The organism is Prevotella melaninogenica ATCC 25845, assembly GCF_000144405.1.
GTDB classification, from domain to species: domain Bacteria; phylum Bacteroidota; class Bacteroidia; order Bacteroidales; family Bacteroidaceae; genus Prevotella; species Prevotella melaninogenica.
The window spans coordinates 1,305,596-1,329,191 of sequence record NC_014371.1 but is presented as its reverse complement, the minus strand read 5'-3'; the positions used below and the strand labels follow the sequence as shown (position 1 = coordinate 1,329,191).

The 23,596-nt window shown below is 39.7% G+C and carries 21 protein-coding genes and 1 pseudogene; 10 read left to right on the top strand and 12 right to left on the bottom strand.

What is annotated here, in order from left to right; genetic code table 11:
* Window positions 1-1,837 precede the first annotated feature (1,837 nt).
* The 12 genes and pseudogenes from HMPREF0659_RS12080 to HMPREF0659_RS12700 form a co-directional block, all read right to left on the bottom strand.
* Window positions 1,838-2,281, bottom strand: coding sequence for a hypothetical protein (locus tag HMPREF0659_RS12080; protein ID WP_044046156.1), 444 nt, complete (start codon window positions 2,279-2,281; stop codon window positions 1,838-1,840).
* Window positions 2,281-2,697 carry a helix-turn-helix domain-containing protein gene (locus tag HMPREF0659_RS12075; RefSeq protein ID WP_044046155.1) on the bottom strand — a complete coding sequence of 139 codons (417 nt, stop codon included), beginning with the start codon at window positions 2,695-2,697 and terminating at the stop codon, window positions 2,281-2,283. The genes HMPREF0659_RS12080 and HMPREF0659_RS12075 overlap by 1 nt, the downstream gene beginning before the upstream one ends.
* A complete protein-coding gene (locus HMPREF0659_RS12070; protein WP_044046154.1) occupies window positions 2,690-3,157 on the bottom strand; it encodes a hypothetical protein in 468 nt (155 codons plus the stop codon). The genes HMPREF0659_RS12075 and HMPREF0659_RS12070 overlap by 8 nt, the downstream gene beginning before the upstream one ends.
* A 312-nt stretch (window positions 3,158-3,469) precedes the next feature.
* Entirely contained in the window at window positions 3,470-4,534 is a 1,065-nt protein-coding gene (locus HMPREF0659_RS12065; protein WP_013265139.1) for a BACON domain-containing protein, read from the bottom strand.
* A gap of 2 nt (window positions 4,535-4,536) precedes the next feature.
* Window positions 4,537-5,814: a DUF4302 domain-containing protein gene (locus HMPREF0659_RS12060; RefSeq protein ID WP_044046233.1), complete on the bottom strand. Its 1,278-nt coding sequence runs from the start codon at window positions 5,812-5,814 to the stop codon at window positions 4,537-4,539.
* 136 nt (window positions 5,815-5,950) lie between these two features.
* Complete coding sequence (locus HMPREF0659_RS12055) at window positions 5,951-6,838, bottom strand: zinc-binding metallopeptidase (RefSeq protein ID WP_013265523.1); 888 nt, start codon at window positions 6,836-6,838, stop codon at window positions 5,951-5,953.
* Between the two features lie 11 nt (window positions 6,839-6,849).
* Entirely contained in the window at window positions 6,850-8,421 is a 1,572-nt protein-coding gene (locus HMPREF0659_RS12050; protein ID WP_013265678.1) for a RagB/SusD family nutrient uptake outer membrane protein, read from the bottom strand.
* Window positions 8,422-8,433: 12 nt separating this feature from the next.
* The gene (locus HMPREF0659_RS12045; RefSeq protein WP_052299159.1) at window positions 8,434-11,748 is read right to left on the bottom strand and encodes a SusC/RagA family TonB-linked outer membrane protein; all 3,315 of its coding nucleotides are present in this window, start codon (window positions 11,746-11,748) and stop codon (window positions 8,434-8,436) included.
* A 705-nt stretch (window positions 11,749-12,453) separates the two neighbouring features.
* Entirely contained in the window at window positions 12,454-12,882 is a 429-nt protein-coding gene (locus HMPREF0659_RS12040; RefSeq protein WP_044046231.1) for a hypothetical protein, read from the bottom strand.
* 341 nt (window positions 12,883-13,223) lie between these two features.
* Entirely contained in the window at window positions 13,224-13,733 is a 510-nt protein-coding gene (locus HMPREF0659_RS12035; RefSeq protein WP_013265292.1) for a hypothetical protein, read from the bottom strand.
* Between the two features lie 299 nt (window positions 13,734-14,032).
* Window positions 14,033-14,494, bottom strand: coding sequence for a hypothetical protein (locus tag HMPREF0659_RS12030; protein ID WP_052299155.1), 462 nt, complete (start codon window positions 14,492-14,494; stop codon window positions 14,033-14,035).
* 425 nt (window positions 14,495-14,919) lie between these two features.
* Window positions 14,920-15,093 (bottom strand): annotated as a pseudogene (locus tag HMPREF0659_RS12700) (IS4 family transposase); the annotation flags it as partial.
* A gap of 175 nt (window positions 15,094-15,268) precedes the next feature.
* On the opposite strand from HMPREF0659_RS12700, the gene HMPREF0659_RS12025 reads away from it, so the two are divergent.
* From HMPREF0659_RS12025 to arsA, 10 genes are all read left to right on the top strand, one after another.
* The gene (locus HMPREF0659_RS12025; RefSeq protein WP_013265527.1) at window positions 15,269-16,393 is read left to right on the top strand and encodes a hypothetical protein; all 1,125 of its coding nucleotides are present in this window, start codon (window positions 15,269-15,271) and stop codon (window positions 16,391-16,393) included.
* A gap of 17 nt (window positions 16,394-16,410) precedes the next feature.
* Window positions 16,411-16,800 carry a hypothetical protein gene (locus tag HMPREF0659_RS12020; RefSeq protein WP_013265691.1) on the top strand — a complete coding sequence of 130 codons (390 nt, stop codon included), beginning with the start codon at window positions 16,411-16,413 and terminating at the stop codon, window positions 16,798-16,800.
* Window positions 16,801-17,910: 1,110 nt separating this feature from the next.
* A complete protein-coding gene (locus tag HMPREF0659_RS12005) occupies window positions 17,911-18,807 on the top strand; it encodes an ankyrin repeat domain-containing protein (RefSeq protein ID WP_167310038.1) in 897 nt (298 codons plus the stop codon).
* A 50-nt stretch (window positions 18,808-18,857) separates the two neighbouring features.
* On the top strand, window positions 18,858-19,325 hold the full coding sequence (locus HMPREF0659_RS12000) for a hypothetical protein (RefSeq protein WP_044046151.1): 468 nt from the start codon (window positions 18,858-18,860) through the stop codon (window positions 19,323-19,325).
* A 371-nt stretch (window positions 19,326-19,696) separates the two neighbouring features.
* On the top strand, window positions 19,697-20,023 hold the full coding sequence (locus HMPREF0659_RS11990; protein ID WP_044046149.1) for an ArsR/SmtB family transcription factor: 327 nt from the start codon (window positions 19,697-19,699) through the stop codon (window positions 20,021-20,023).
* A 78-nt stretch (window positions 20,024-20,101) separates the two neighbouring features.
* Window positions 20,102-20,335, top strand: a complete 234-nt coding sequence (locus HMPREF0659_RS11985; protein WP_005800948.1) for a thioredoxin family protein — start codon at window positions 20,102-20,104, stop codon at window positions 20,333-20,335.
* 9 nt (window positions 20,336-20,344) lie between these two features.
* A complete protein-coding gene (locus HMPREF0659_RS11980) occupies window positions 20,345-20,788 on the top strand; it encodes a nitrophenyl compound nitroreductase subunit ArsF family protein (RefSeq protein WP_044046148.1) in 444 nt (147 codons plus the stop codon).
* Window position 20,789: 1 nt separating this feature from the next.
* Window positions 20,790-21,497 (top strand): aromatic aminobenezylarsenical efflux permease ArsG family transporter, encoded by a 708-nt coding sequence (locus HMPREF0659_RS11975; protein ID WP_013265166.1) that lies wholly within the window; start codon window positions 20,790-20,792, stop codon window positions 21,495-21,497.
* A gap of 30 nt (window positions 21,498-21,527) precedes the next feature.
* Window positions 21,528-21,854, top strand: coding sequence for an arsenite efflux transporter metallochaperone ArsD (arsD, locus tag HMPREF0659_RS11970; RefSeq protein WP_013265041.1), 327 nt, complete (start codon window positions 21,528-21,530; stop codon window positions 21,852-21,854).
* Window positions 21,855-21,879: 25 nt separating this feature from the next.
* Window positions 21,880-23,592 (top strand): arsenical pump-driving ATPase, encoded by a 1,713-nt coding sequence (gene arsA, locus HMPREF0659_RS11965; protein ID WP_044046147.1) that lies wholly within the window; start codon window positions 21,880-21,882, stop codon window positions 23,590-23,592.
* The last annotated feature ends 4 nt before the right edge of the window (window positions 23,593-23,596 follow it).

Here is a 23,596-nt window from a genome sequence, read left to right as displayed (position 1 = left end):
GGCGTTAATAGCGTTCGAATTAACGCCCTTTTGGCTTGCAAAAGATGCCCTTTAAGACCCTTACTAACGCCCTATTGAAACCTTACTAAGCACTCTTAAAAACATATCATCACAACTAATTGAGAATAAAATACTTACAAAGACCCCAAAATAACACATTTTTATTCCTTTCCCCTACCCTTTCATTAACTAAAATGTAAAAGAAATTCGAATACATACTACGAATTTTTCTAATCATTATTGCAAAGTAATACCAACTACGAATTACGCTAATCATTTTTATCCTTTGAACTTTGAGGTTTGAACTTTGAACATTGAACTTTATGATATGTACCGTTAATGAACTACGAATTTCACTAATTACACTAAACTTATTGCTATATAATTCGTGTCATTCGCGTAATTCGCAGTCAACTTTTTGATTAGAACTACGAATTTCACTAATTACACTAAACTTATTGCTATATAATTCGTGTCATTCGCGTAATTCGCAGTCAACTTTTTGATTAGAACTACGAATTTCACTAATTACGCTAAACTTATTGCTAAATAATTCGTGTCATTCGCGTAATTCGCAGTTAACCCAAGTTTAACAGGCAAAATTATTTTTCATAAATTTTCGGGATAGTTCTACCAGATAAGCTACATAAAAAATGAGAAGAAACCCAAGCAGATTTACGATAAGTTGAACTTAAAACACTCACCATTCAAGAAGAATAAAATTTGTAGGACACAGAGCCCATAAGAAGAACGAGGAAAGTACGGTGATAGTTAGATTTAGACGAAAGTGGGTGTTAAACTTGGGTTAGTAAAATATTATATGCTTAAAATACCGTATATAGAAACTATTTTATATATTTGCAAACAAAAAGAGATAACTACGCCTAAGTGAAATTATAAAACAAATAGAAATGAATACTTTGAAGATATCTATAATTACTTGTTTTTCAATACTATATTCTCTCACATCTTTTGCAGAGGTAAAATCGAATGTCAGCATTGAAATAGGGAGCTTCGACTCTATACCATCAGAGATAGATGGTGGATGTTGTGTCTTTTATAAGTATCCAAACAAAATGCGAAATAAAAGCTACATAATGGTGAATGACCTTGCAACCACAGCCTACATGATGATTAATCGTCATTTAGAAGAGTTTACTCTTGTATCAAATCAGAAAGACATATTTTGGTACAAGAATAAAAGGTTTACTTTAAAAGTGACAATCAACCATACACAAAGCAAAGGTGATAATGAATGCTATAAAGTGAAAGGCATTCTTATTGTGGAAGATCGTAACAAGAACCAACGGAAACTATCTTTTTGCGGGAATTGTAGCTGGTAGTTTATACTTTGTAGCATTTGATGTAATTGATATTTTACCCATAAGTAGTATATGAATAGCAGGAGTGTGGGGATGAGCATTCGCAAGTCCCTACACATTATGTCCTAAGACTCTGTTGGCAATTGGGTGTCTCGCTGACTATTGCTTCTTATATACCTACCATTGTGTTTAACCCTTGAGCTTTGAACCGTCACTACATCGGTAATCATAATTATGGATTATGAATTATAATAGTAATCATAATTATAAATTATATTTCAAGTCATCAACCTTTCCAATTCTTTCCAATTCTGCAAACATTGGAAAGAATTTGAAGGTTTATAAGGGTGTTAGTCGACGAGTTAAACAAGTTAACGAGTGGACAAGATGTTTGTGAAAAAGGATAATAGATTAGCAAAAAGAAAACGAGTGAACAAGTTAGGAACTCATTCACTCGTTATCTAAATGTAAGGACTGCAGTTAAAGTCATTACGTTTATTATGATTTACCACTATTTATTTCGTTCGTTTTGTAGAATTAGCTCTAATAACATTCATAGGTATCAGTGGTAGCACCACATTATCTAAAGGTGTTCCTTTCAGATTCTTTACAAGCATACCACGGATAGCACCAATACACACGCTTATAAAAGTATCTATAAGTGCGGGATTAGACACCTTTAAATCATCTTCCTGCATGTCATTTACAAAGCTGTTGAAAGGTTTTACCTTGAAGATAGCTCTAACGCCTTGCATAGCTATTTCTTCAGCACCATTCATTAAATGTACTCGCATTGAAATGATTATGTTTTCAGGTTCAGCAGATACGTTGATACGTTGCTCTATCTGAAACTCTAACTCTTCTTGGTTTAGCTTTGAAAAGTCAATATCGTAATTGACCTTATAGGAATCTTCTTGCATTCCTACAATGGCAAACTCTATTTTATCTCCATTTTTCATTATCCTACCTTTTGAGTTTTATTTCTACAATCGATATAACCTAAGCTACATGTCCATTGCGAACTAACGGAAATCTTTGTATTTGACACATTTCCTGTCTCGGGTAAAAAAATACGAGTAGGAAATGAGTAAACGGATTGTACCTCGGTATCCAGCAGCGATATATCAAGTGCCAGTGAAATCTCCGTAAGCGTATCTATTGTAAAGTTCCTATCACCTGATAACCATGAAGAAACTTCAGACTCAGACTTTTTTAATTTCTTGGCAAATTCCTTTTGCGATATACCTTTATCTTTAAGTGCATTACCAATCTTTGCAGCAATCATCATGCGATTGCTTGTCTTTTTAAGTGCAACCTCATCAATAGTAGAGAGAAGTTGGCTTAAAACGTTCTTTTTTACTTGCATCTTACTCATACACTTCAAAATTATCGAGATTTAGTTCCCCATCTTCTGATACTATGATATCTCTTTCTACGATAGCTTTGTTTATCTTCTTAGCAACATATTTTATTTGTTCTACTTTCGCATTAAGAATAGGATCGTGTTGATAGGCTCTAACATTCTTTTCACCTCCCGAACCTAATAGAACGACTGTATTATTAAAATATATTCCATATAGTCTGAGATTTCCTACAGAGAGTGCAACAACACCATCAGCAAGACTACCCTCTCCTTCTTTAAAGAATTGTTTAAGACATCCGGTCTTCGTTGCCATAACAATTATTTTATGGAGCATCTCTTGTAGATTCTTATTGTCTTCATTCTCATTAAAAAAACAATCTAATAAAGTTTCGTCATAGCCATCGAATTTTACAGAATAGATATGCGCCTTAGCTCCAGAGAGGTCTTTCATCTCCACTATACGAAAACTCATAAATGTGTATATTTACGATGCAAATATATAAGAAAATTCGGATATATGCAAATAATAAGCAAAAATAACCCATGCTTTAACTTTTGTAGGAAGTTGACAAGTTAGACGAGTAGACGAGTAAACAAGTTACTTGTAATAAAGAAGAAACATGTTCTCATGTTACCATGTCTCACTTTGAAGTGGACGAGTTGACAAGTAGACGAGTTGGCAAGTTACTTGTTAACCTGTCTACTTGTTAACCATGTTACTCTGTCTCCTTCACAAGCAACTTGTTAACTCGTCTACTCGTCAACTCGTCAACTTGAACACCCCCTACTTCCGCGTAAGTTTTGGCTGCACATAGACCTCACCGATACCACGGTAGGCACCCATGACTGGTTTAGAGTCAGAGAAACGGTTCCAACCGTAAGAGGAGAAGGTTTGCTCAGAGGCAAGCTTCTGAGCCTCCTTGAAGACAAGGTTGCCAGCGTCGTCGATAGACAGGAGGATACTTTCCTGCGTACCATTGATAGCCGTCTCATGCTCCTTACTAAAGTCGTCAGCCACGATGACAGAGATAAAGTATTCGTAAACACCTGTCTGCACCTCATTCTTTGCAACGACCTTACCGTTGGTCATCTTGAAGCCACTACCAGGAATGAAGTCTACTGCCCACGTGTATTTGTTATCAACGATGAAGTTCGCCTTATTGGTACCCGTCGCCTCGATACGGACGTCAGAGGTTCTCTCAGACAATGTACGGTCAGCATTACGCATCTTTGCCGTCTGCTTGTATTCGCCAACGAAGTCAGCCAATGAAGCCTGCACCACCTTCAGCGAGTCAACTAAGCCAGCAGCCTTAGCGATAACCCATCCCACACGAGCCTTACCCGTAGTGTTCTCCGCTGCCTTTACGGTTATTTCGCTTCCTTGCTCGGCAACAGAAAGCCAATCGCCAGTCGTTGTATAGGTGACAGGAACGTTCGCCGTAGCAATCAGCGTCTTCTGCACCGCCTTATCGTCAGTGAAGATATCCTGCCCAGCAGGCAGTCCGAAGGTGATACCCTCTTGTTGAACGTTCAGTGTGATAGAGTCGCCCTTCGCGTCTTTGATAACCAAGAGCGTGTTACGCGTCTGTGGACTGGTATTGGTTGTAGCCGTCAACAAGAGTGTTTCAGCCTTCTTCGTAACCGTCAGCCACGCATCCTGCGCATAAGCTTGAGCAGGTTCAGAAGCCATCTTCACCTCATTCGCACCACCAATCACGTTGAACGCAGTCTGCGCCTTTACGACCTTCAATCCCGCAGCATACTCAGGCAGTTCGTTATTATCGTTGCTGCATGCCGTCCCAAGAACGGCAGCTGCAACGAGTAGGAATATAGAAATATACTTCTTCATAATTAATTAATTTTCGTCATGTACTGGATATTTGGCAATGTGAAGGCAAATACGTAGTTGCCTTGAGCATCGGTGACAGGCTGGAGGTCTTCGCCATAAGCCACACCGAAGAAGGAGTCTACGGCATGTCCTGTAATCTGACCACTGTCTTCAGCCTTTGCACGCTGCATATCTTCATCCCATGTGAAGAACAAGCTACCCTTACCTTCACCGAAGAGTTTGCCCTCCTTCTGCGATGCTGGAATCATTACGATACCTGCTGGATACTTATAAGTAGGGTCGGTCACAGGCTGTCCAGGAAGCTCGAGGTGACCCGTAGCAGGGTCGTAAGTCAAGAGAATCTCATAGTTGATATTATTAATATTCAACTTACCCTTCAGCGTGTTTGCCACAGAACCCATCTCCAAGGTAAGCTTGATACGCTTACGCAGGTTCGTCTTGAGTTGCCATTCACCAATCCAGAAGTCGATATTCTTATGACTCTTAGGCAAGAACTGAATGATCTTAAGGTCGTCTTGTGTCAGCGAGTGGTCGGCATCATTCCATGTGAAGTGCTGATACTTCTTGTTACCGATGACGATAGGCTCACGGAGTGTGATACCCGTATTGGTTGTACAATAAGGCATTTCCCACTTCTTATCGCCTAAGGTAACAGTAAGACGTCTTACCTCCTGCGTGAGTGTTCCCTGTGCGAGGGTGTCATTGCCCAAGACAAAGTCGTAGGTCTCGACATTCATACCCTCCATTACGGTAACAAGACCGAGCATATACTCCTCCCAACTGGTACCCTTTGGCAGACGAGTAAGCACCATCTCGTTGTGCCACTTACGTCCTTTCAAGAAGATACTATCGTTGGTTGCACGGAGGATAGAGAACTCATAGTCGCCCTGCGCACCATCAGGACTACCCAGCCAAGTCTCAGCCAATGGGTGAATCACAGCGTTATACTCATTGAATGACAAGGTAGGACCCAAGTCTTTCACAACATCATAGCCCGAAGTAGCCTGTGCCTCAACGTCCTTCACATCACCCATAGCGGTAACATGGCCGTCCTTGAACTTCAGTAACAGCGTGTAACCACCGTAGCTATAGTTCTTTCCTGTATAATACTGCATTACCCAACCATCCTCTGACGACTCTAAAAGTGCCTTATAATCAGCAACCTTCTTCTCAATTCGTTCAGCCGCAGGGAGGTCGAAAGTGGTCTTATCGTCATGTAGACACGATTGCAAAGAAAGTGTCAGTACGATAGCCATGAATAGTAAATATACCTTTTTCATTTGCGTATTCATTTACTTTTGTCAGGTTCTGAACTTAGTCTTTCACACTCTCTCACACCCTTGCATGGGGAGTTTCAGGCTAAGTCAGAAGCCCTTGTTTATTTATTTATTGATAATATGTACACTGCCCATTCTCTTATTCCAGTGTGTTCAGGTCGAGTGTACCAATCTTTCCACCTCTTCTGAGGATTGCATTGCGCAGCAGTTCGATGTCAACATTCCATGAATTGCTCATGTACTCACGAATTATCTTCAGCTTTTTGTTGATAATCGTACCGCCCTTGTTACCCGCATTCTTCATGATTGTAGCCCAATCCTCTGGCGTACTGGTCACGTAGATAGAGTAAAGTTCGGCAATATCCTCAGCAGGATTCTCCATAGAGTAAGCCGAAACGAATCCCATGCTCTGCGCCTTCTTATCAGGGATAGAAGTCCAGTTACCACTTACGTAGTCAGAGCGTGAGATATTATCATACGACTCATCGTAAGGCTTCTTCTGATTAAGAATGTGCATGAACTCATGGTGCATCGTGTGGAAATAGTAGTTATTCATACTACCATAGTCCTTCAGCTGGTCATCGGTAAGGGCATTTACCTTACCTAATCTTACCTTATAGCCACCCTCAGCACTACCGATTACCTCCGTACGATAACGTGTGTAACCCGGAGTACCTGTCACTAAGATGATACGTGGGGCATTCTCTTTGATGAAGTCAAGTCCGACGGTCTCTGCATAAGCATCAAACCACATATACTTTGTGAGGATCGCTAACTTCACCGTCTTTGCAGAGTCGGCAGGAACGAAGTTGTAAGCCTGCTCGGTCTCCTCTGTCTTCAGACGATACTGGAAGTCTATATTATAAGGCATGGTGTAGTTCTTGTACAACCACTGGTCGAAGGCATTACGCTCCACAGCCTTCGTTGAGAAGATAGAGTCACCGCTTATCTTGTCATCACTACATGAAGACAAGACTGCGCCACAGCTGACAAGAGTGATTGCAACCAAATATAAATACTTTTTCATAACCTATCGTTTTAATTATTACGTGGATTAGGTGTCACACCAGCTGTGATGACGTCCTGTGGCAACTGAATAGCCAAGCGTGGGTCGCCAACCTTCATAGAGTCGGTTACAGCAGTAACGTTTGACTGCACATCAACCTTTCTACGATACATTGTGATACCATAACGCTTAACATCCTGCAGACGGAAACCCTCATGGATGGCAACTAATCGCTTCAACTGTAAGAGACATTGCAAGAGAGGTTCCTGTGTGGTAGCCTCAACAGTGAACAATGGATTGAGTTTCTTCTTTGGTGTTGGCTTTGTTGGTGTGTAATAAGTCATTGAACCATAGAAGTCTTGAATGTCTGCAAGTGTGAGTTGCTTTCTATTCTTTGAGAAGACTGTCAACTCGGTGTTGATGTCCTTCAATGCCTTGTCATATTGACCTAAGAGGGCATAAGCCTCAGCACGCTCAAGCAGGGTGATATCTGTGCTAAACACTGCATACTCTCCGTAAGGTACTCCAATCTCTGCTGTTGCATCAATCACCTTTGGTACGTATGGAAGCTTGCGCAAGCAATACTTTGACACACCATTATTATAAAGAACAGTATAGTTAAGCGTTGAACCGCTGTCACCCCATGGACCCGGAGCCTGCAAGGTTTCATTCTTGCTAATCAACTCACCATGCGCATACTTGCTACCTGCCTGAATAGGAATACTAATAACACCCCACTGTGAAGGAACTGGCAACAACATGATGTTCGCATTGTTGCTTGCATTCACGAAAGCGTTTGGCTGTACGTTACCACTTGGACCTAATCGATTCCATTCTGCCCAGTTGCGGAGGATGTCTGCTGGCTGATCGCCCAATACCATGTTAGCATACTTCACTGCCTTGTCATACTGTTGTGCATAGAGATAGAAGCGAGTTGCGAAAGCGTAAGCCGCCTGCTTGGTGAAGTGGAACTTAGGCTTCGCATACTTTGTACCGACAAGAGAAATACCTTTCAGCATATCTGCCTCAATCTTCTGATAGAGTTCAGCTAATGTACCACGCTCTATCAATCTACCAACAACCTTCTCTGGCTCTGTTGGATAAGGCAAACCCAACTCTTTGGCAGCCGTAGTCTTGTCGTAAGCTTGACAGAAGACAGTTGACAACTGGAACATTGAGAACGCTCTGCAGAGCAAGGCTTCGCCCAACTGCTCCTGATATTCATCTTGATTTGACACACTATTGATAAAAGCAATCGCCTCATTACAAGAAGAGATAGCAGCATAATGTGCCGACCACAACTGGTAAGGAGTCTCCGTATTGCTCACATCGTCAATATCTTTCCACTGATAAGCCTGCTCTTGGAAACGGTCGAACGCACTCCAAGTACTATGCAACTGCTCGTCAGTATTGTCCGAATACATCTCAGTGAGATAAGCTGGGTGCGCCTGTGGATAAGCACTCACCAACAACTGGCTCACTTCCGTAGGGTTCTTAAGGTCCATACGGCTGTCTGGATACTTGTCAAGGAAGTCGTTACACGACGTTAGTGCTAACGCTAATGCAGCCACTGGCAAGTATAGAATATATTTTTTGACCTTCATCTTCATAAAGTTTTAAAGTCCAAGTTTTACTGTTAACGTAAATTGTTTTGGCATAGGCGATGCTACACCACCCACATTATAGAACTCTGGGTCCTGACCATTGAGTCGCTTGTCAGCATAGAGCAGGAAGAGGTTGGTAGCTTGAAGCTTCAACGATACGTTCTTGATCATGCTACTCTGGAACATCTGCGCAGGGAAGTCATAGCCTAAAGAAATCTCTTTGAGGCGGATGAAGTCGCCCTTTGCAATACGTGCATCGCTGTAGTTGTAAGCGTTGTAACCCAAGCGAACATTGGTGTTTGCCATATACTGGCTCTTTGAAAGGATACCCGGAACATTGGTTTCTTTCTCCTCACCTGCTGCCATCCAACGGTTCTTGAACGCATTGGTCATGGAAACGAGGTCGTTGTAACGTGCACGGAACTTAGGATCAAGGCGTACGACATTACCGAAAGCGTAAGTGAAGAACACGTTCAGACGGAAGCCACGATAGGTAAACATATTGCCAAGCGAACCTGTATGTGGTGGATCGGTAGGACCTTCATACTTCAAGAAGTCGGTCTTTGTACGCTCTTGGAAGTTGATGTCATCGGTTGTCACCTGTCCCTTCTCGTTGAGTACCATTGGCATACCATCGCTATTCAAGCCCATGAATGGGATTGAGAACAGTGCACGAGCAGGATAACCCTTCTTCGCAAAACCATTGCCACTCACAAGACTCATCACGTTACCTTGATTGAAGAGCTTTGTAATCTCGGTCGTTGCATAAGAATAGATGAAGCTCGTTGTCCAAGAGAAGTTCTTCTTCTTAATATTTACAGAAGAGATACTCAGCTCAAGACCATTAGAATTCATCTCGGCAACGTTAGCAGCACGGATAATCTCACCACCCAAACCAGCTGTTACCATCGGACCAATCTCGTCGAAGTTTCTACGTGTGTAGTAGTCGAAGGTGATACCCAAACGGTTGTTCCACAGTGAAGCATCGAAGCCAAGGTTCAACTCGTTCTTCTTCTCATAGGTAAGGGTTGAGTTTGCCAACTCGCTCAGTTCAAGCTGTGGTTCCTGATCTTCTGCAAAGAGACGGAAAGGAGTTGAAGCGGTGATGATAGCGGTTGAGTTGCTATAAGAAGCATCTGGAGGTGTACCTGTAAGACTGTAAGAGGCACGCAGGGTAAGTTTGTTCAATGGAGAGAGCTTGTTAAACCAATTCTCCTCATGTACGTTCCATGCACCAGACACATTCCATGTTGGCATCCAGCGTGCGCTTGAGTTACGACCCATCTGGTTTGATCCCTCATAACGAAGTGTACCATTGAATACGTAACGGCCCTGATAGCTGTATGTAGTGTTACCATAGAAGGCTACACTGCGTGAGTTGGTTGGGTTAATAGTATAATAGGTATTGCCCGACTCCAATGCACGCTTGAAATACTGATAGATATAGAATGGTACCATACCAGCATCATAACGCAGACCGACACCCTCGAAGGCATTGCGCTGACGTTCAATACTCGTCAACTCCATACCACCAAAGAGATTCATGATATGCTTCTCGGCAAAGGTGTGACTATAGTTTGCCGTTGCACGAATGTCATAATCGCTCATGCGGTTGTCGCCCCTATGATACAAACCACCGTATGGCAATACGGTCATTGGCAATACGTAAGGGTTGTTAGGGTCTTTATAAAGATACTTGTTGGCATCGCGAATAATTCCGTTTGACATCGCACGATAAGCCAATGCCTGATTGGATTCATCCTTCACAAAATGCTCCTGTGTTGAAGCCATATACTTGAATGCACCCAAGAGTGACAACTCTAAGCCCTTGACAGGCTTGTACTTCAATTCCAATTGGAAACGAGCATCGAGAGTATTGAGGTCGATATAATTGTTATTCAACTCGTTGAAGATGTTGAATGGTGCATAATTCGCTACGTAGGTTGCTGATGGGTCAAGTACACGTGAGGTGTTGCTTGCGTAGGAATAAGGGTTGATATCGAAGTCACGCTTCACCTCACCACCTACTACGTCAACGTCCTGACCAAGTGTTCCCGGTGCACGCTGCTTACGATAAGCCGCACCACCAATGAGGTTCAACGACAGCTTGTCTGACAAGTGCTGTGTGAGATTCACATTGAGCGTATAACGGTTTACGTTGCTCTGCTTATACCATCCCGGGTCTAACAATGCACTGAACGATGCATAGTAGTTTGACTTCTGTGTACCACCGCTCAAGCTGATAGAGTGGCTTTGCATAATATTAGATGAGAACAACTCCTTAAACCAGTTGGTGTTGCGGAACTCTGCACGCTGTAGATAGCGGTTGCGTGCCTCTGTGGTGTTCTCTAAGGCAAAACGCCCTGTACGTGCATTATACGTGTTAATCAGCTCGTACATCTTTCCATATACACCATACTCGCTACCATTGAGTACTTCTGAGAAGTTCAACCAACCTTTGTCTGCCAATTCTCTGTAGATACCCATCTGCTCCTTTGAGTCGAGGATATCGAAGTTGCTATAAGAGGGAACGAGGCGAGAGGTGAACTCACCGGTATAACTGATGTGTGCCTGTCCTTGCTTACCTTTCTTCGTAGTAACGACAATCACACCTGCCATCGCACGCGCACCATAGATAGAAGTTGCCGAACCGTCCTTCAAAATCTGGAAACTCTCAATATCATCGGCATTAAGACCTGCTATCGCAGAAGAGATAAGGGTCTCTGGATTACCCGATGCTAAGTCGTCTGCACCGACATTGGCTGCATCTTCCATGATTACACCATCGACAACCCAAAGTGGCTTACTGCTACCGTAGATAGAGGTGGCACCACGAATACGAATCTTTGGAGACGTACCGAAGGTTCCGCTGACATTTTGAACAGACACACCCGCCGCCTGACCTTCAAGCGAACGGCTGATATCTGCCACACCACTCAGGCGCGCCTTCTCAGCATCAACCTTGTCCGTTGCACCCGTAAAGAGACGGCGGTCGGTACGGGTAAGACCCGTCACAACTACCTCGTTTAGTGTTTGGGTGCTTGACTTGAGCACCACCTTCATGTCGGTTGTACCCTTCAGTGTCTGCGACGCCATACCAATGTAGCCCACAGTAACCTGAGGATTAGCGACGTCAGTGGTAAGCGAGAACTTACCATCAACATCGGTCACTGCACCCGACTTGGTGCCCACGACCATAATGGTAGCACCGATAACGGGTTCGTTATCGTCGGCAGCCACTACGGTACCCGAAATTTTAGTTTGTGCCAATGCTGCGCTTACGCACATAAACAGCATGGCAAAACACATAAGTAACTTTTTACTCATAAACTTTGTTATATTTAGTCTGATCTTATTAAATCCGATTGTGAAACACTTTCTCTATCATATAAAAGGACAAACAAAACTCTTCTTGAGCCTTCCATACACAGTGACTACAGCTTAAACTCATAGTATAAAATATCTATAATCTCAACAAACATGTGATACATATGTATTAAACAATTTGCAAATATAGCAAAATTTATTGAAAATGCAAGGTTGTGAAGTTTTTTTGTTGAAAAGTAGACAAGTGGACAAGTGAACGAGTAGACGAGTGAACCAGTTGCTTGTAGATAGGGTAAATAAAAGACAGAGTAACATGGTAAGTAGACAAGTCAACGAGTAGACAAGTTAACAAGTTGCTTGTAGACAGGGTAAATAAAAGACAGAGTAACATGGTTAACAAGTAGACAAGTCAACGAGTGGACGAGTGAACCAGTTGCTTGCAAAGAAAGACAGAGTAACATGAGAACGAGTTTTCCTTTATAACAAGTAACTTGTTTACTCGTCTACTACCCTCCTTAACAAGCAACTTGTTTACTCATCAACTTGTAAACTCGTCTACTTCCCTTCATAACAAGTAACTTGTTTACTCGTCTAACTTGTCAACTCGTTCACTCGTCTACTTAAACACAGCTCTCAGCACCTCGTGTCCATTGCTATACACCTCCCATAGTTCTGCACATTCGTCTATGATTGCATACCATGAGGTTATTGTTCCTTCGGTTCTTTCAACCACACCCCATCTTTCTTAAGATAAACAATTGGCTCTACATCAAATTTGAAACCCTCAATGGGGGTACGTTCCTCCCAAATGTCAGTTACTTCTTCAATAAACTTTTTGTATGGGATTTCTATATAATGATCTCCATTATCTAAAAATCCTAATAAGCATGTCTGAGTTTCCAAATCTGGGAATAGGATGATATTACCATCTGACACAACCGTATTCGGAGTATATTTTCCCCCTTGATATTTACAATAACAATATTTATAGAATGCAGAATACCCATAACTACGTCCATACGGAATATATAGCTTATAATAATTATTTTCTTTCCTAAACCCTAATTTTAAAAAGAAATCATTTTCAGTAAAAATCTTCCAATAGGAGGTATCAAACTCCTGGCTAAATTCCATATTCAACCAATGCCCATACATATATATATAATTGCCCCTCTTTAAATAACTGACATCCTTTAAAACCATATAACAAAATTATTTTATTGTATTAAACTTTCCATCTTTATACACTGCTCGCAGCGTTTCTCTTCCATCATTGAAAACTTCCCAAAGTTCAGTGCCATCTTCAAAATCTATCCTTTGTAGCAAATTTCATTCAGGTATTCCTAATCTACCATTGTTACCAGAGATAAATCCTATGGAAGTAAATGGATAATCCATATCTTCTGAAGTAGGGATGACAAGTATCTGTGAGGTATCTTCTTATTTAAATCGGATTACAATTATTCATTCGCGCTTTATTTGATGTTTCTCTTATACCATGCACCATGCAGATTCTCTTCAATATATGAATTATCTTTGAACAGATAGACTAATGGTTCTACATCAAAAACAAAATCAGAAATAGGCTTTCGCTCTTCCCAAATAATTGGAGATGAAGCTATGAATTCCTCATAAGGAACTTCTATTCGGCTATCATCATGGTCATTTAGCTTAAGGTGTCTTCTCGTTTTACGTTCGTTGGGGGATAGTATGAATAATCCATGCCATATATTCTCAACTTCATACTTGTACCCCAAGTAAATGCAATACATGCGACTTTCATAGGCGGAATAAGGATACTTCTGATCCATTTTAAGGAATAGCTTAAAATACTCTCCGCTTTTTGAGAATAACCTTGAATCAACCTCTTCTTTCGTATAGATATACCAGAACCACATATTGTCATTATTACAGTAAGTATCTAATCGTAGTTCTTTTCCATTTATTAAGATTCGCTTACCTACCTTTTTTTCTATTTTCATCATTTGATAACTATAAATTTTCCTTCTTTGAATACTGCATATAAGGTTTGCTTATCATCACGTGTTATCTTCCAAATTTCAGTTCCATCTTCAATAGAAACTCCAAGACCTCTTGGTATCGTAAATTCTGGAACCCCAATTCTTCCTTTTATTCCAGCTGTAAAACTATGTGAAGTGAAAGGAGAATCCTAATCATCAAAAGTACCACCTTTGGGGATAACAATATTTTCAGGAATATCTTTTGATTTGAATCTTATGACCACACAACTATTATTTAAAAGATGCAACTTAATGTCCTTGTTTTACTCCTCCACCAACCAAATACCATCTTTTTTAAGATAAACAATTGGCTCTACATCAAATTTGAAACCCTCTATTGGTCTGCGTTCCTCCCAAATGTCAGAAATTTCCTCTTCCATCGCCTCATATATGGGGTCATATCCGTGTCTTGGAAAATCTTTGAAATATTTCATTGCTTCTTCTAATGGACGAAGTATAAATTTGCCTTCTGAAGAATTCTCTACAAAGAAATTAAATCCCTTATATTTAACAAAGGTTATTGTATTAAAGGCGCTTGAAATATCTTTTTTTGAAACATATTTATAGCTTATTATATTATTATGTTGCAAGAAACCTATTTTGCTCAACTTTTCATATTGGCACTTTCTATCTATTAATTCAAACATATCAGGATTATCTGTTTTATAAAAATAATACTCTTGTGATAGATAGATAGCAAAATTTCCTCGTTTGTACGTTCTCATAAAATTACTTTATAGATATAAATTTATTTTCTTTCTTGCTAAATATTACTTTTAATATCTCTCTGCCATCGCTAAAAACTTCATACAACTCTGCTCCATCGTATAGCTCGGCATAAAATTGGTTTCTAAATTTAAATTTGGCAAAGTCAAGTACCAAGTGCGAATTTACTTAATCTTTTTGTTAAAAACAAATTCTGGGGGGCTACATTTCAATTTTTATCTTTATCCTGTGATTTCGATACTTCAATTGGTAACATGGTAAGTGGACAAGTCAACGAGTGGACGAGTCAACCAGTTGCTTGTAGACAGGGTAAATAAAAGACAGAGTAACATGGTAAGTGGATAAGTGGACGAGTCAACGAGTGGACAAGTGAACAAGTTGCTTGTATCAAAGACAAAGTAACATGGTAAGTGGACGAGTCAACGAGTGAACAAGTTGCTTGCGAAGTCGAAACTCCGTTCTGTTTCTCCAATGAAAGACGAGATAACAGGTGACCGATGCCAAACTTGCCAAAAAGATGAAATAAATCATCACTCATTCGAGTTTTAACACTCAAAAGTTTGGATAACTCACTTATTTTCTCTATTTTTGTTTCTATAACAGTTTTGTTGTCTTGTCTTTAAAATCAGTTCTTTAGCGATTACTAATTTACAAAGAAAATTCGACAAACTGTTATTTTTCTATCTATTTATTAGGGTGGGAAACTTTAGTTGATAAATATGGTGGTATTGATAAATTGCAAAATAAATGTAATGAAGTAATAAAGAAAAATTATGGCAATCAAGTTAAACAGGGGTATAACCCATGCTGAGAAAGAGATAAAAGAAGGTGATATCTTTTATGTCTATAATGATTATTACAAGAAATACTTTTTTGGCAAGATTCTTGTGGATATTAGCCGGCTAACGAAACAGGTTGGAAAGGATAGCGCTCTTGATTTCTTCTCAGACTGTTATCTGGTCGCTGTGTATAAAGAAATATCCGATACACCTGAATTACATAGTCGGGAATTTATCATTCCCGGCAGCTTCATCTATAAGAGCAGCTTCAAACGACGGAACAGACAGGGATTTGACTGGACGCATTATGCCTATGAGGCAGTTGATTTCCACACCTTAGACTTTCCAGAGTTCTTTCTGAACTATGACGATGGGGTCTACCTTGTACGTGGAGAGCTCAAATTTCGGACGGAATTATCTCGCCAGCAGGAAGAAGAATATAAAATCAGGGGTTCGAAGTCGGGTAGCATAGACTACTCCAGTGCTTTGCTGCTGCAAGGATATAAAGCCTATAGCGACAGGATAAACTATCACGACCTCCGCCTGTTGCCAGAGCTTCGCAAGTCCATCTACGATATGATTGGCGAGGATGCCAGTATGTCATATTATAACTTGGCATTGAAATACGGCAAGGATACGGGCCGTCTCTTTACAGATGCCTTGCCAGAAGAAGTCCAGCAGATAAAGCCTGTGGAAACAGACCAGCGTACAGGATTCCCAAAAGAATTGCTATGCGGCATTGCGTGGAGCTTCAGGCAACAGAGATATTATTCGTTGGCTGCTTTTGCAGACGAATTGCAAGCGTATAATGAAGAAATCACTGGCGAATACACCCCTGGTGTCTGGACGGATGAACTGAAGCTGATTGGCAGTCGTATCCTGGTGCAGTACGAACATTGGGACGATGAACTGGAAGAGTCAAGGGAAGAAAAAGTGTTCCTGCAAGCAGACAATGGTAGCTACTTCACAGTATCTGAACTCATTTATAAGATTCATAATCATGTCTGTGACAAGCTGGTCAATGATGACAATGTCTTCTTTGAGGGACTGCAACTATTTGAAAGAGACGATGTCAATCATCCAAGGACCCCTTATTATTTTATACTTCAAGGCAGTTAAGGCTAAAAGATAAACTTATGAATAAGATGTTTAAAAAAATCTTGGGTGACAAGTATACTCGTGCAAACAATATAGCCAAGTCAGTACGTTCTTTGCAGCGCGTACCCGAGAAGGAGCGGCCGAGAATTGTCAAGAAGGCAGTACTCAATGTTTATGTGATAGGTTCTATCATCATCCTCATCTCTCTATGGCTTTACTTCTTCGGAAATGAGATTATGGCTATACCTATAGGTAATAATCTTGAAGGCGAAACGTTCAGGTCAAGGCGTGCAAACCTCTATTTGCATCTTCTTGTGCCAGTTTTCATTCCAGTGATTTTTATTTTCGGTATTCCTCTGCTCATCCGCAACTATATCATCAAGCGGATTGTTGATAAGGAGTTTCCGAAGGAGCGGAGGAGAATGTAGATTATGTATATTAGGACATTTTTATTAATTCCCTCTTAGAACTCTCCAAGGCAGCCAAAAACTGCATTCTTTTCCTTGGAGAAGTTAGTTATAAATATTCGATGAGACAATGAATCTAAAGAAAATATTAAAGGAAGAAGCTACTTGGTGTTTCTTGGCCTTAGCGGGGCTGTTGATACTACTCTATGTGGGAGCGTATGTCATTATAGATACGTATTTCTATATGATATCATTAAACATTTTGATTTTTCTGTTTTCTTATATAATACTTAAAATAAAGAATAAACTGCATTACTACTCTTATGTTGTAGGCTGTGCGTTTTTTGTAGTTTGGTTAATCTTTTACATTATATGCGATTTGAAAAGCAGAAGTTTGAAAGGTTATCTCACCAAACAACTCCCAGTATTGTTTTATATTCCAACAGGTTCTGGAGGGAGGGGGTCCAGTAGTGGAATTGAAGTAGAATGTAAGGGAAATCAGCATAAAATCTCAACAACTCATGAATCAGATAGCCTATATCAGATTTATGGGGACTCAGTTATCAATCATATCGTAGTACGATACGTGCTAAAGGAACCTTTTCCTCACGTATATTATATAGATCGCATGCAAATAACTTATAAATAAGTTAGTTCTTTCAAAACATACTTTACAGATTGACTTATAACAAATTAAATAGAAAGGGATATAAATGAACATGAGAATTATAACCTTTATAGGTCTAATTACATTTATAATTAGCTGCTTTCTACCATGCTTCTCTGTAAGAGATAGTTCCTTTGATTACATGGGATACACGGCTTTATTCTTGGGATGGGCTGGAGTATTTATAAATAGCAAACTAACTGTTTATTATATATCATGGTATGCGAATATTCTTTTCTTGATATCTTTATTTATAAAGAGAAAGTATATCGGGATAATATTATTAACAGGCAGTCTCATTTTAGGATGCTTATTCCACGGATGCCCCTATATTGTTATTAACGAAGCTGGAAAACATAGTGATATTGTTTCATTGCAGATTGGATACTACGTATGGATTTTAAGCTTTTTCATTTTACTTATAGGAAGGATTTTAAGATATAAAGAATAAAATTATCATGAGTATGAAGTACCTTTTATTATTAGTGTTATTCGTTGGTTTTTCGTGTATAGAGCCTAACGTAAAAGATATGTTAGGAGATGATTTTAGGTTGTATAAACATACGCCTGCATGGTCTTTTGCAGAGGCTGTCGAAGATGAAGATACTACAGAGATTTCTAAACAAGTTTTACAGATGCATATTCCTGTAGATTATCGAGATCCAAAGTACAAGCAGACTCTTTTGATGTTAGCAACAAGGACTAATAAAATAGAATCTGTTGAGAAATTATTAGAGTTAGGAGCTAATCCTAATGCACATGATGACTCCACTAAATACTTTGGAGAAAGTGCAGTCTTATTAGCTTGTCGCTTTACAAGACCTTCAAGTAAAGTACTTGCTTTATTACTGAAGTATAGAGGAGACCCAAATTCAACAGCTTGTGGAGTTAAGGAGGATGGTTTGGGAGAGATTGTACCAATGAGAGATTTTGCTTTAAGTGCTGCTGTATTTTCCTCCTTTGAGAAGGTTAAATTATTAGTTGATGCAGGGGCAAACATTAATTATGCAACATCTACTGGAAATTGCGCAATAGAAAATTGTATGTTTCATGATAGGATGGATATTATGTTATATCTTCTACAAAAAGGAGCAGACTATCGCAGAAAGTTTACAGAAATAGACGTGGATAAGCCTGATTACCCTACTTTTGAAGTAGATATTCTATATAAACTACGTAAATGCGTATACCCAATTGGTTCAAAGGCATACAAAGAGAAAATGAAAGTTGTTAATTTCTTGAAGAGAAAGGGATTAGATTATTGGAAATCACCAATACCAAGTGGAATGTATGGGGTTATAATGCGTGAGATAGCCCCTAAAAATAAAGCAGACTTCGATTATTATATAAAGCATTATTAAATTGGTCTCTTTACGGTAATGATTTTGATTCAAACATATAATAAAAAGAAATGAACATTGAAATTATCGATTATGATACATATAAAAGATTAAATTATGATTCAGTATTCAAAGACTATCATAATGATTCTTATCGAATATATGGGAAGATAGTGGAAGGCGATTCCTATGCGAAAATTGCTTGGTCAAGTGACCTATTACAGCCTCAGTTCATAGAAGTATTCCCAAAGATATTTGCTATAGGAATTGATCAAGATTTTGCTATCTATGATTTTGACTTGAAACGTAGAATAATGTATTTAGACTTAGGCTTTCTTTTTTGTGAAATGGCTATATTTGAAAAGAAAATACTTATTGCTACTGAGTTAGAAGTTATCGTTATAGATACACAGCAATATAAAGTTATAGATACGATTCCATTGCAAGATACATACGATAAAATGAAAATTAATTGTGGTGAAGTTGAAATCTATTGTATGGATCATTCTTTTGAAAAATGCCACATTGGCAATAAATAAAGGTTCTTCCGAAATATGGAGTGATAAAGTAAGCCTACTACATATAAAAGGCACACAGAGAGGGGGAGAACACGGAGGTGAAAGCAAACAATCTCACGGAGGTGCCGAAGGCACAAAGAGCGACAGAGCCGTAGTGTACGTGTTGCTGATAGCTTTGGTAATAAACGTTTTAAGAAATCTTGCAAAACAAATGTTTTGTAATGAAGTAGACAAAAACATTAGTAAAACTCGCAAACATCCTCTTTTCCTCCACGCACCAACGGTGCCTCTGTGCCTAACGACTTCTGCTATAGAAAAATATGCCGCATTATTTGGCTATTCAAAAAGTTGTTCGTATATTTGCGAACAATAAAGAAGAATGGAGAATTGGAATGAAAAATAAACGGTACACAACAGATCAGGAACAGATTGCTCGGTTTGCGAAAGCAATGGGACATCCGACACGGATGGCTATTCTTGCTTTCTTGGCAAAACAAGATAGTTGCTTCTTCGGTGATATTCACGAAGAACTACCTATTGCTAAAGCAACTGTTTCGCAGCATTTGAAAGAATTGAAAGAAGCTGGTTTAATTCAGGGGGAAATAGAAACGCCCAAAGTCCGGTATTGTATAAACTGGGAGAACTGGAAACTTGCCCGAAATTTGTTTGCAGCTTTTTTAGGGGAGTCTAAAAGCAAAGGTACCTCGTGCTGTGAATAGCTGTACCTTTTTTTTGGAACAGTTGTTCGTAGTTCTACGAACTTCAAACAATCATATTAATTTTAAAGTAGAATGACAATGGAAATTAAAGTATTAGGAACTGGATGTTCAAGCTGTAAAGCCTTGTACGAAACTACCAAACAAGCTATTTCAGAATTAGGTTGCGATGCAACCCTTATCAAAGAGGAAGATTTATTGAAAATCATGGAGTATAACATTTTAGGGCTTCCAGCTTTGGTGATTGACGAGAAAGTCGTATCAGCTGGGAAAAAGTTATCCCTTGCAGAAGTGAAAGAGTTGATAACCAAATAAAAATGAACTATGAGAAAATTATTTTATCTACTGATTGCAATGCTGGTCTTAGTTTCCTGTGGTAACGATTCAAAGAAAAAGACCGGAGAAAATCAAGCGGAAAAAATACAGTCAAACCGCATAGAGGTTCTTTATTTTCATGGAGCGCAACGGTGTATCACTTGCCGAGCGATAGAAACAAATACAGAAGCCCTTTTGGATAGCCTTTATGCAAAAGAAAAAGCAGACGGTAAAATTATCTATAAAGTGATAGATATTTCAAAGAAAGAAAAAGAAACGATTGCAGACAAGTACGAAGTTACATGGTCGTCTTTGTTTGTTAACGGCTGGAAAGACGGCAAAGAGAATGTAAACAACATGACCGAGTTTAGTTTTTCCAATGCGAAAAATGCACCGGACAAGTTTAAAGAGGGAATTAAAAGCAAGATTGACGAATTGCTAAAACAGTTGTAAGATGGATTTTCTTCAATCGCTATTAGATAACAGTTCTATTCCTGCTATTACAGCTTTTATATTGGGAATTTTAACGGCGGTCAGCCCGTGTCCGTTAGCGACCAACATAACGGCAATAGGATTTATTAGTAAGGACATAGAAAACCATCACCGGATATTTATAAACGGATTGCTTTATACTTTCGGCAGAATAGCAAGCTATACGGTTCTTGGCTTTATCCTTATCCCTATTCTCCGTGAGGGGGCAAGTATGTTTATGGTTCAAAAAGCCGTAAGCAAGTACGGGGAAATGCTGATTGCTCCGGCGTTAATCATCATTGGAATATTTATGCTCGATGTAATAAAACTCAATCTACCGAAAATCAATATCGGCGGTGAAAGTTTGAAAAAGAGGACTAAAGGCGGTTGGGGGGCTATGCTATTGGGTATTTTATTCGCCCTTGCTTTTTGTCCTACCAGTGGAGTATTTTATTTCGGTATGCTTATGCCTTTGTCAGCAGCGGAAACGGGCGGGTATCTCTTACCTGTAATTTACGCTATTGCTACGGGATTGCCCGTAATCCTTGTTGCATGGATTTTAGCGTACAGTGTTGCTGGACTGGGTAAGTTTTATAACCGGATACAAATATTCGAGAAATGGTTTCGTAAAATAGTTGCCATCCTCTTTATTGCGGTAGGAATTTATTATGCAGTAGTATTTTATCTATAAACATAGAGTATCATTTTAAATAAAAACAGTATGAAAAAGATAGAAATTTTCGACCCGGCAATGTGTTGCCCTACAGGTCTTTGTGGAACAAATATTGACCCTGAATTAATGCGTATTGCGGTTGTTATTGAAACATTGAAGAGACACGGTATCATCGTTACCCGTCACAATTTACGTGACGAACCGCAAGTATATGTAAGTAATAAAACTGTAAACGAGCATCTGCAAAAACATGGGGCGGATGCACTGCCTATTACTTTAGTGGACGGTGAAATCGCTGTTTCAAAAACCTATCCTACCACCAAACAAATGAGTGAATGGACGGGTATCAATTTGGATTTTATGCCAATAAAATGAGTATTCATTGGCTAATTATACAAAAATGAAGACATTTAATTTATCAGATATAGATTTAACGAAATACCTTTTCTTCACTGGAAAGGGCGGTGTTGGAAAAACTTCGATTGCTTGTGCTACTGCGGTAGGCTTGGCAGATAATGGAAAGAAAATACTTCTTATCAGTACAGACCCGGCTTCAAACCTGCAAGATGTGTTTAATCAAACACTGAACGGACACGGCACGGATATTCAAGAAGTACCCGGCTTAACGGTCGTTAATCTCAACCCGGAACAAGCCGCAGCCGAATACAGGGAAGGCGTTATTGCTCCTTTCCGGGGACAACTGCCCGAAAGTGTAATTCAGAATATGGAAGAACAACTTTCAGGCTCTTGTACGGTAGAAATTGCGGCTTTCAACCAGTTTTCCGATTTTATCACGGATGCTGATAAAGCAAAAAAATACGACCATATTATCTTTGATACAGCCCCCACGGGACACACCTTACGAATGTTACAACTACCATCAGCGTGGAGTACATTTATTAGTGAGAGTACGCACGGTGCATCTTGCTTAGGTCAATTATCTGGTTTGGAGGAACGAAAAGGTATCTATAAGCAGGCAGTTGAAACACTTTCGAATGCAAACGCAACCCGCTTAGTATTGGTTAGCCGTCCTGAAATCGCACCATTAAAAGAAGCCGCCCGTTCTTCACATGAATTGCAATTACTGGGAATTAAAAACCAGCTATTGGTAATCAACGGGCTTTTGCTGCAATTAGATGAAGCCGATAACGTATCGAAACAGATATATGACAGGCAGCAAAATGCCCTAAAACAAACCCCTGTGGAACTGCTGGAATATCCGTCTTATTATGTTCCTTTACGGTCATACACTTTATCTAATATTGCGAATATCCGTCGGATGCTTTACAATGATAATTTAACAAATGATGCGAACTATCAGCGGATTACCGATGCCAAAGGGATGGATGAACTGGTAAACGACCTCTATCAATCAGGGAAAAGGGTTGTTTTTACTATGGGAAAAGGCGGCGTGGGAAAAACCACTTTAGCCACTGAAATAGCCCTGAAATTAACAAAACTGGGTGCAAAGGTGCATCTTACCACTACTGACCCGGCAAACCATCTGAATTATAACCTTGCTGTTCAGGCTGGCATTACGGTAAGCAGGATTGACGAAGCGGAAGTGTTGGAAGCCTATAAAAACGAGGTTCGCAGTAAAGCTGCAGAAACAATGACAGCCGAAGATATGGAATATATAGAGGAAGATTTACGTTCACCGTGTACGCAGGAAATTGCAGTATTCCGGGCTTTTGCTGAAATTGTCGATAAAGCAGAAAATGAAGTCGTCGTAATTGACACCGCACCTACCGGACACACTTTGTTATTGCTGGATGCAACGGAAAGTTACCATAAAGAAGTACAACGTACACATGGCGACACTCCCGCTTCCATAAGAAAGCTGTTACCACGTTTAAGAAACCAGCAGGAGACAGAAGTCGTTATTGTGACCCTGCCCGAAGCAACACCCGTATTTGAAGCCGAACGTTTGCAAATGGATTTACAACGTGCTGGGATTAATAATAAATGGTGGGTCGTGAATGCTTGCTTGTCATTAACTGACACCGAAAATTCTTTCTTGCGAGCAAAGGCGCAAAATGAATTGGTTTGGATTAAGAAAGTAGAAGAGTTGTCAAAGGGAAATGCTGCCCTTATAGCTTGGAAAAATAACTGAAAAT

Bases quoted from the DNA above. Each gene is read 5' to 3' on its own strand.
- HMPREF0659_RS12080 (WP_044046156.1), bottom strand. From the start codon at position 2,281: ATGAAAAATGGAGATAAAATAGAGTTTGCCATTGTAGGAATGCAAGAA.
- HMPREF0659_RS12075 (WP_044046155.1), bottom strand. From the start codon at position 2,697: ATGAGTAAGATGCAAGTAAAAAAGAACGTTTTAAGCCAACTTCTCTCT.
- HMPREF0659_RS12070 (WP_044046154.1), bottom strand. From the start codon at position 3,157: ATGAGTTTTCGTATAGTGGAGATGAAAGACCTCTCTGGAGCTAAGGCG.
- HMPREF0659_RS12065 (WP_013265139.1), bottom strand. From the start codon at position 4,534: ATGAAGAAGTATATTTCTATATTCCTACTCGTTGCAGCTGCCGTTCTT.
- HMPREF0659_RS12060 (WP_044046233.1), bottom strand. From the start codon at position 5,814: ATGAAAAAGGTATATTTACTATTCATGGCTATCGTACTGACACTTTCT.
- HMPREF0659_RS12055 (WP_013265523.1), bottom strand. From the start codon at position 6,838: ATGAAAAAGTATTTATATTTGGTTGCAATCACTCTTGTCAGCTGTGGC.
- HMPREF0659_RS12050 (WP_013265678.1), bottom strand. From the start codon at position 8,421: ATGAAGGTCAAAAAATATATTCTATACTTGCCAGTGGCTGCATTAGCG.
- HMPREF0659_RS12045 (WP_052299159.1), bottom strand. From the start codon at position 11,748: ATGAGTAAAAAGTTACTTATGTGTTTTGCCATGCTGTTTATGTGCGTA.
- HMPREF0659_RS12040 (WP_044046231.1), bottom strand. From the start codon at position 12,882: ATGGAATTTAGCCAGGAGTTTGATACCTCCTATTGGAAGATTTTTACT.
- HMPREF0659_RS12035 (WP_013265292.1), bottom strand. From the start codon at position 13,733: ATGATGAAAATAGAAAAAAAGGTAGGTAAGCGAATCTTAATAAATGGA.
- HMPREF0659_RS12030 (WP_052299155.1), bottom strand. From the start codon at position 14,494: ATGAGAACGTACAAACGAGGAAATTTTGCTATCTATCTATCACAAGAG.
- HMPREF0659_RS12025 (WP_013265527.1), top strand. From the start codon at position 15,269: ATGGCAATCAAGTTAAACAGGGGTATAACCCATGCTGAGAAAGAGATA.
- HMPREF0659_RS12020 (WP_013265691.1), top strand. From the start codon at position 16,411: ATGAATAAGATGTTTAAAAAAATCTTGGGTGACAAGTATACTCGTGCA.
- HMPREF0659_RS12005 (WP_167310038.1), top strand. From the start codon at position 17,911: ATGAAGTACCTTTTATTATTAGTGTTATTCGTTGGTTTTTCGTGTATA.
- HMPREF0659_RS12000 (WP_044046151.1), top strand. From the start codon at position 18,858: ATGAACATTGAAATTATCGATTATGATACATATAAAAGATTAAATTAT.
- HMPREF0659_RS11990 (WP_044046149.1), top strand. From the start codon at position 19,697: ATGAAAAATAAACGGTACACAACAGATCAGGAACAGATTGCTCGGTTT.
- HMPREF0659_RS11985 (WP_005800948.1), top strand. From the start codon at position 20,102: ATGGAAATTAAAGTATTAGGAACTGGATGTTCAAGCTGTAAAGCCTTG.
- HMPREF0659_RS11980 (WP_044046148.1), top strand. From the start codon at position 20,345: ATGAGAAAATTATTTTATCTACTGATTGCAATGCTGGTCTTAGTTTCC.
- HMPREF0659_RS11975 (WP_013265166.1), top strand. From the start codon at position 20,790: ATGGATTTTCTTCAATCGCTATTAGATAACAGTTCTATTCCTGCTATT.
- arsD (WP_013265041.1), top strand. From the start codon at position 21,528: ATGAAAAAGATAGAAATTTTCGACCCGGCAATGTGTTGCCCTACAGGT.
- arsA (WP_044046147.1), top strand. From the start codon at position 21,880: ATGAAGACATTTAATTTATCAGATATAGATTTAACGAAATACCTTTTC.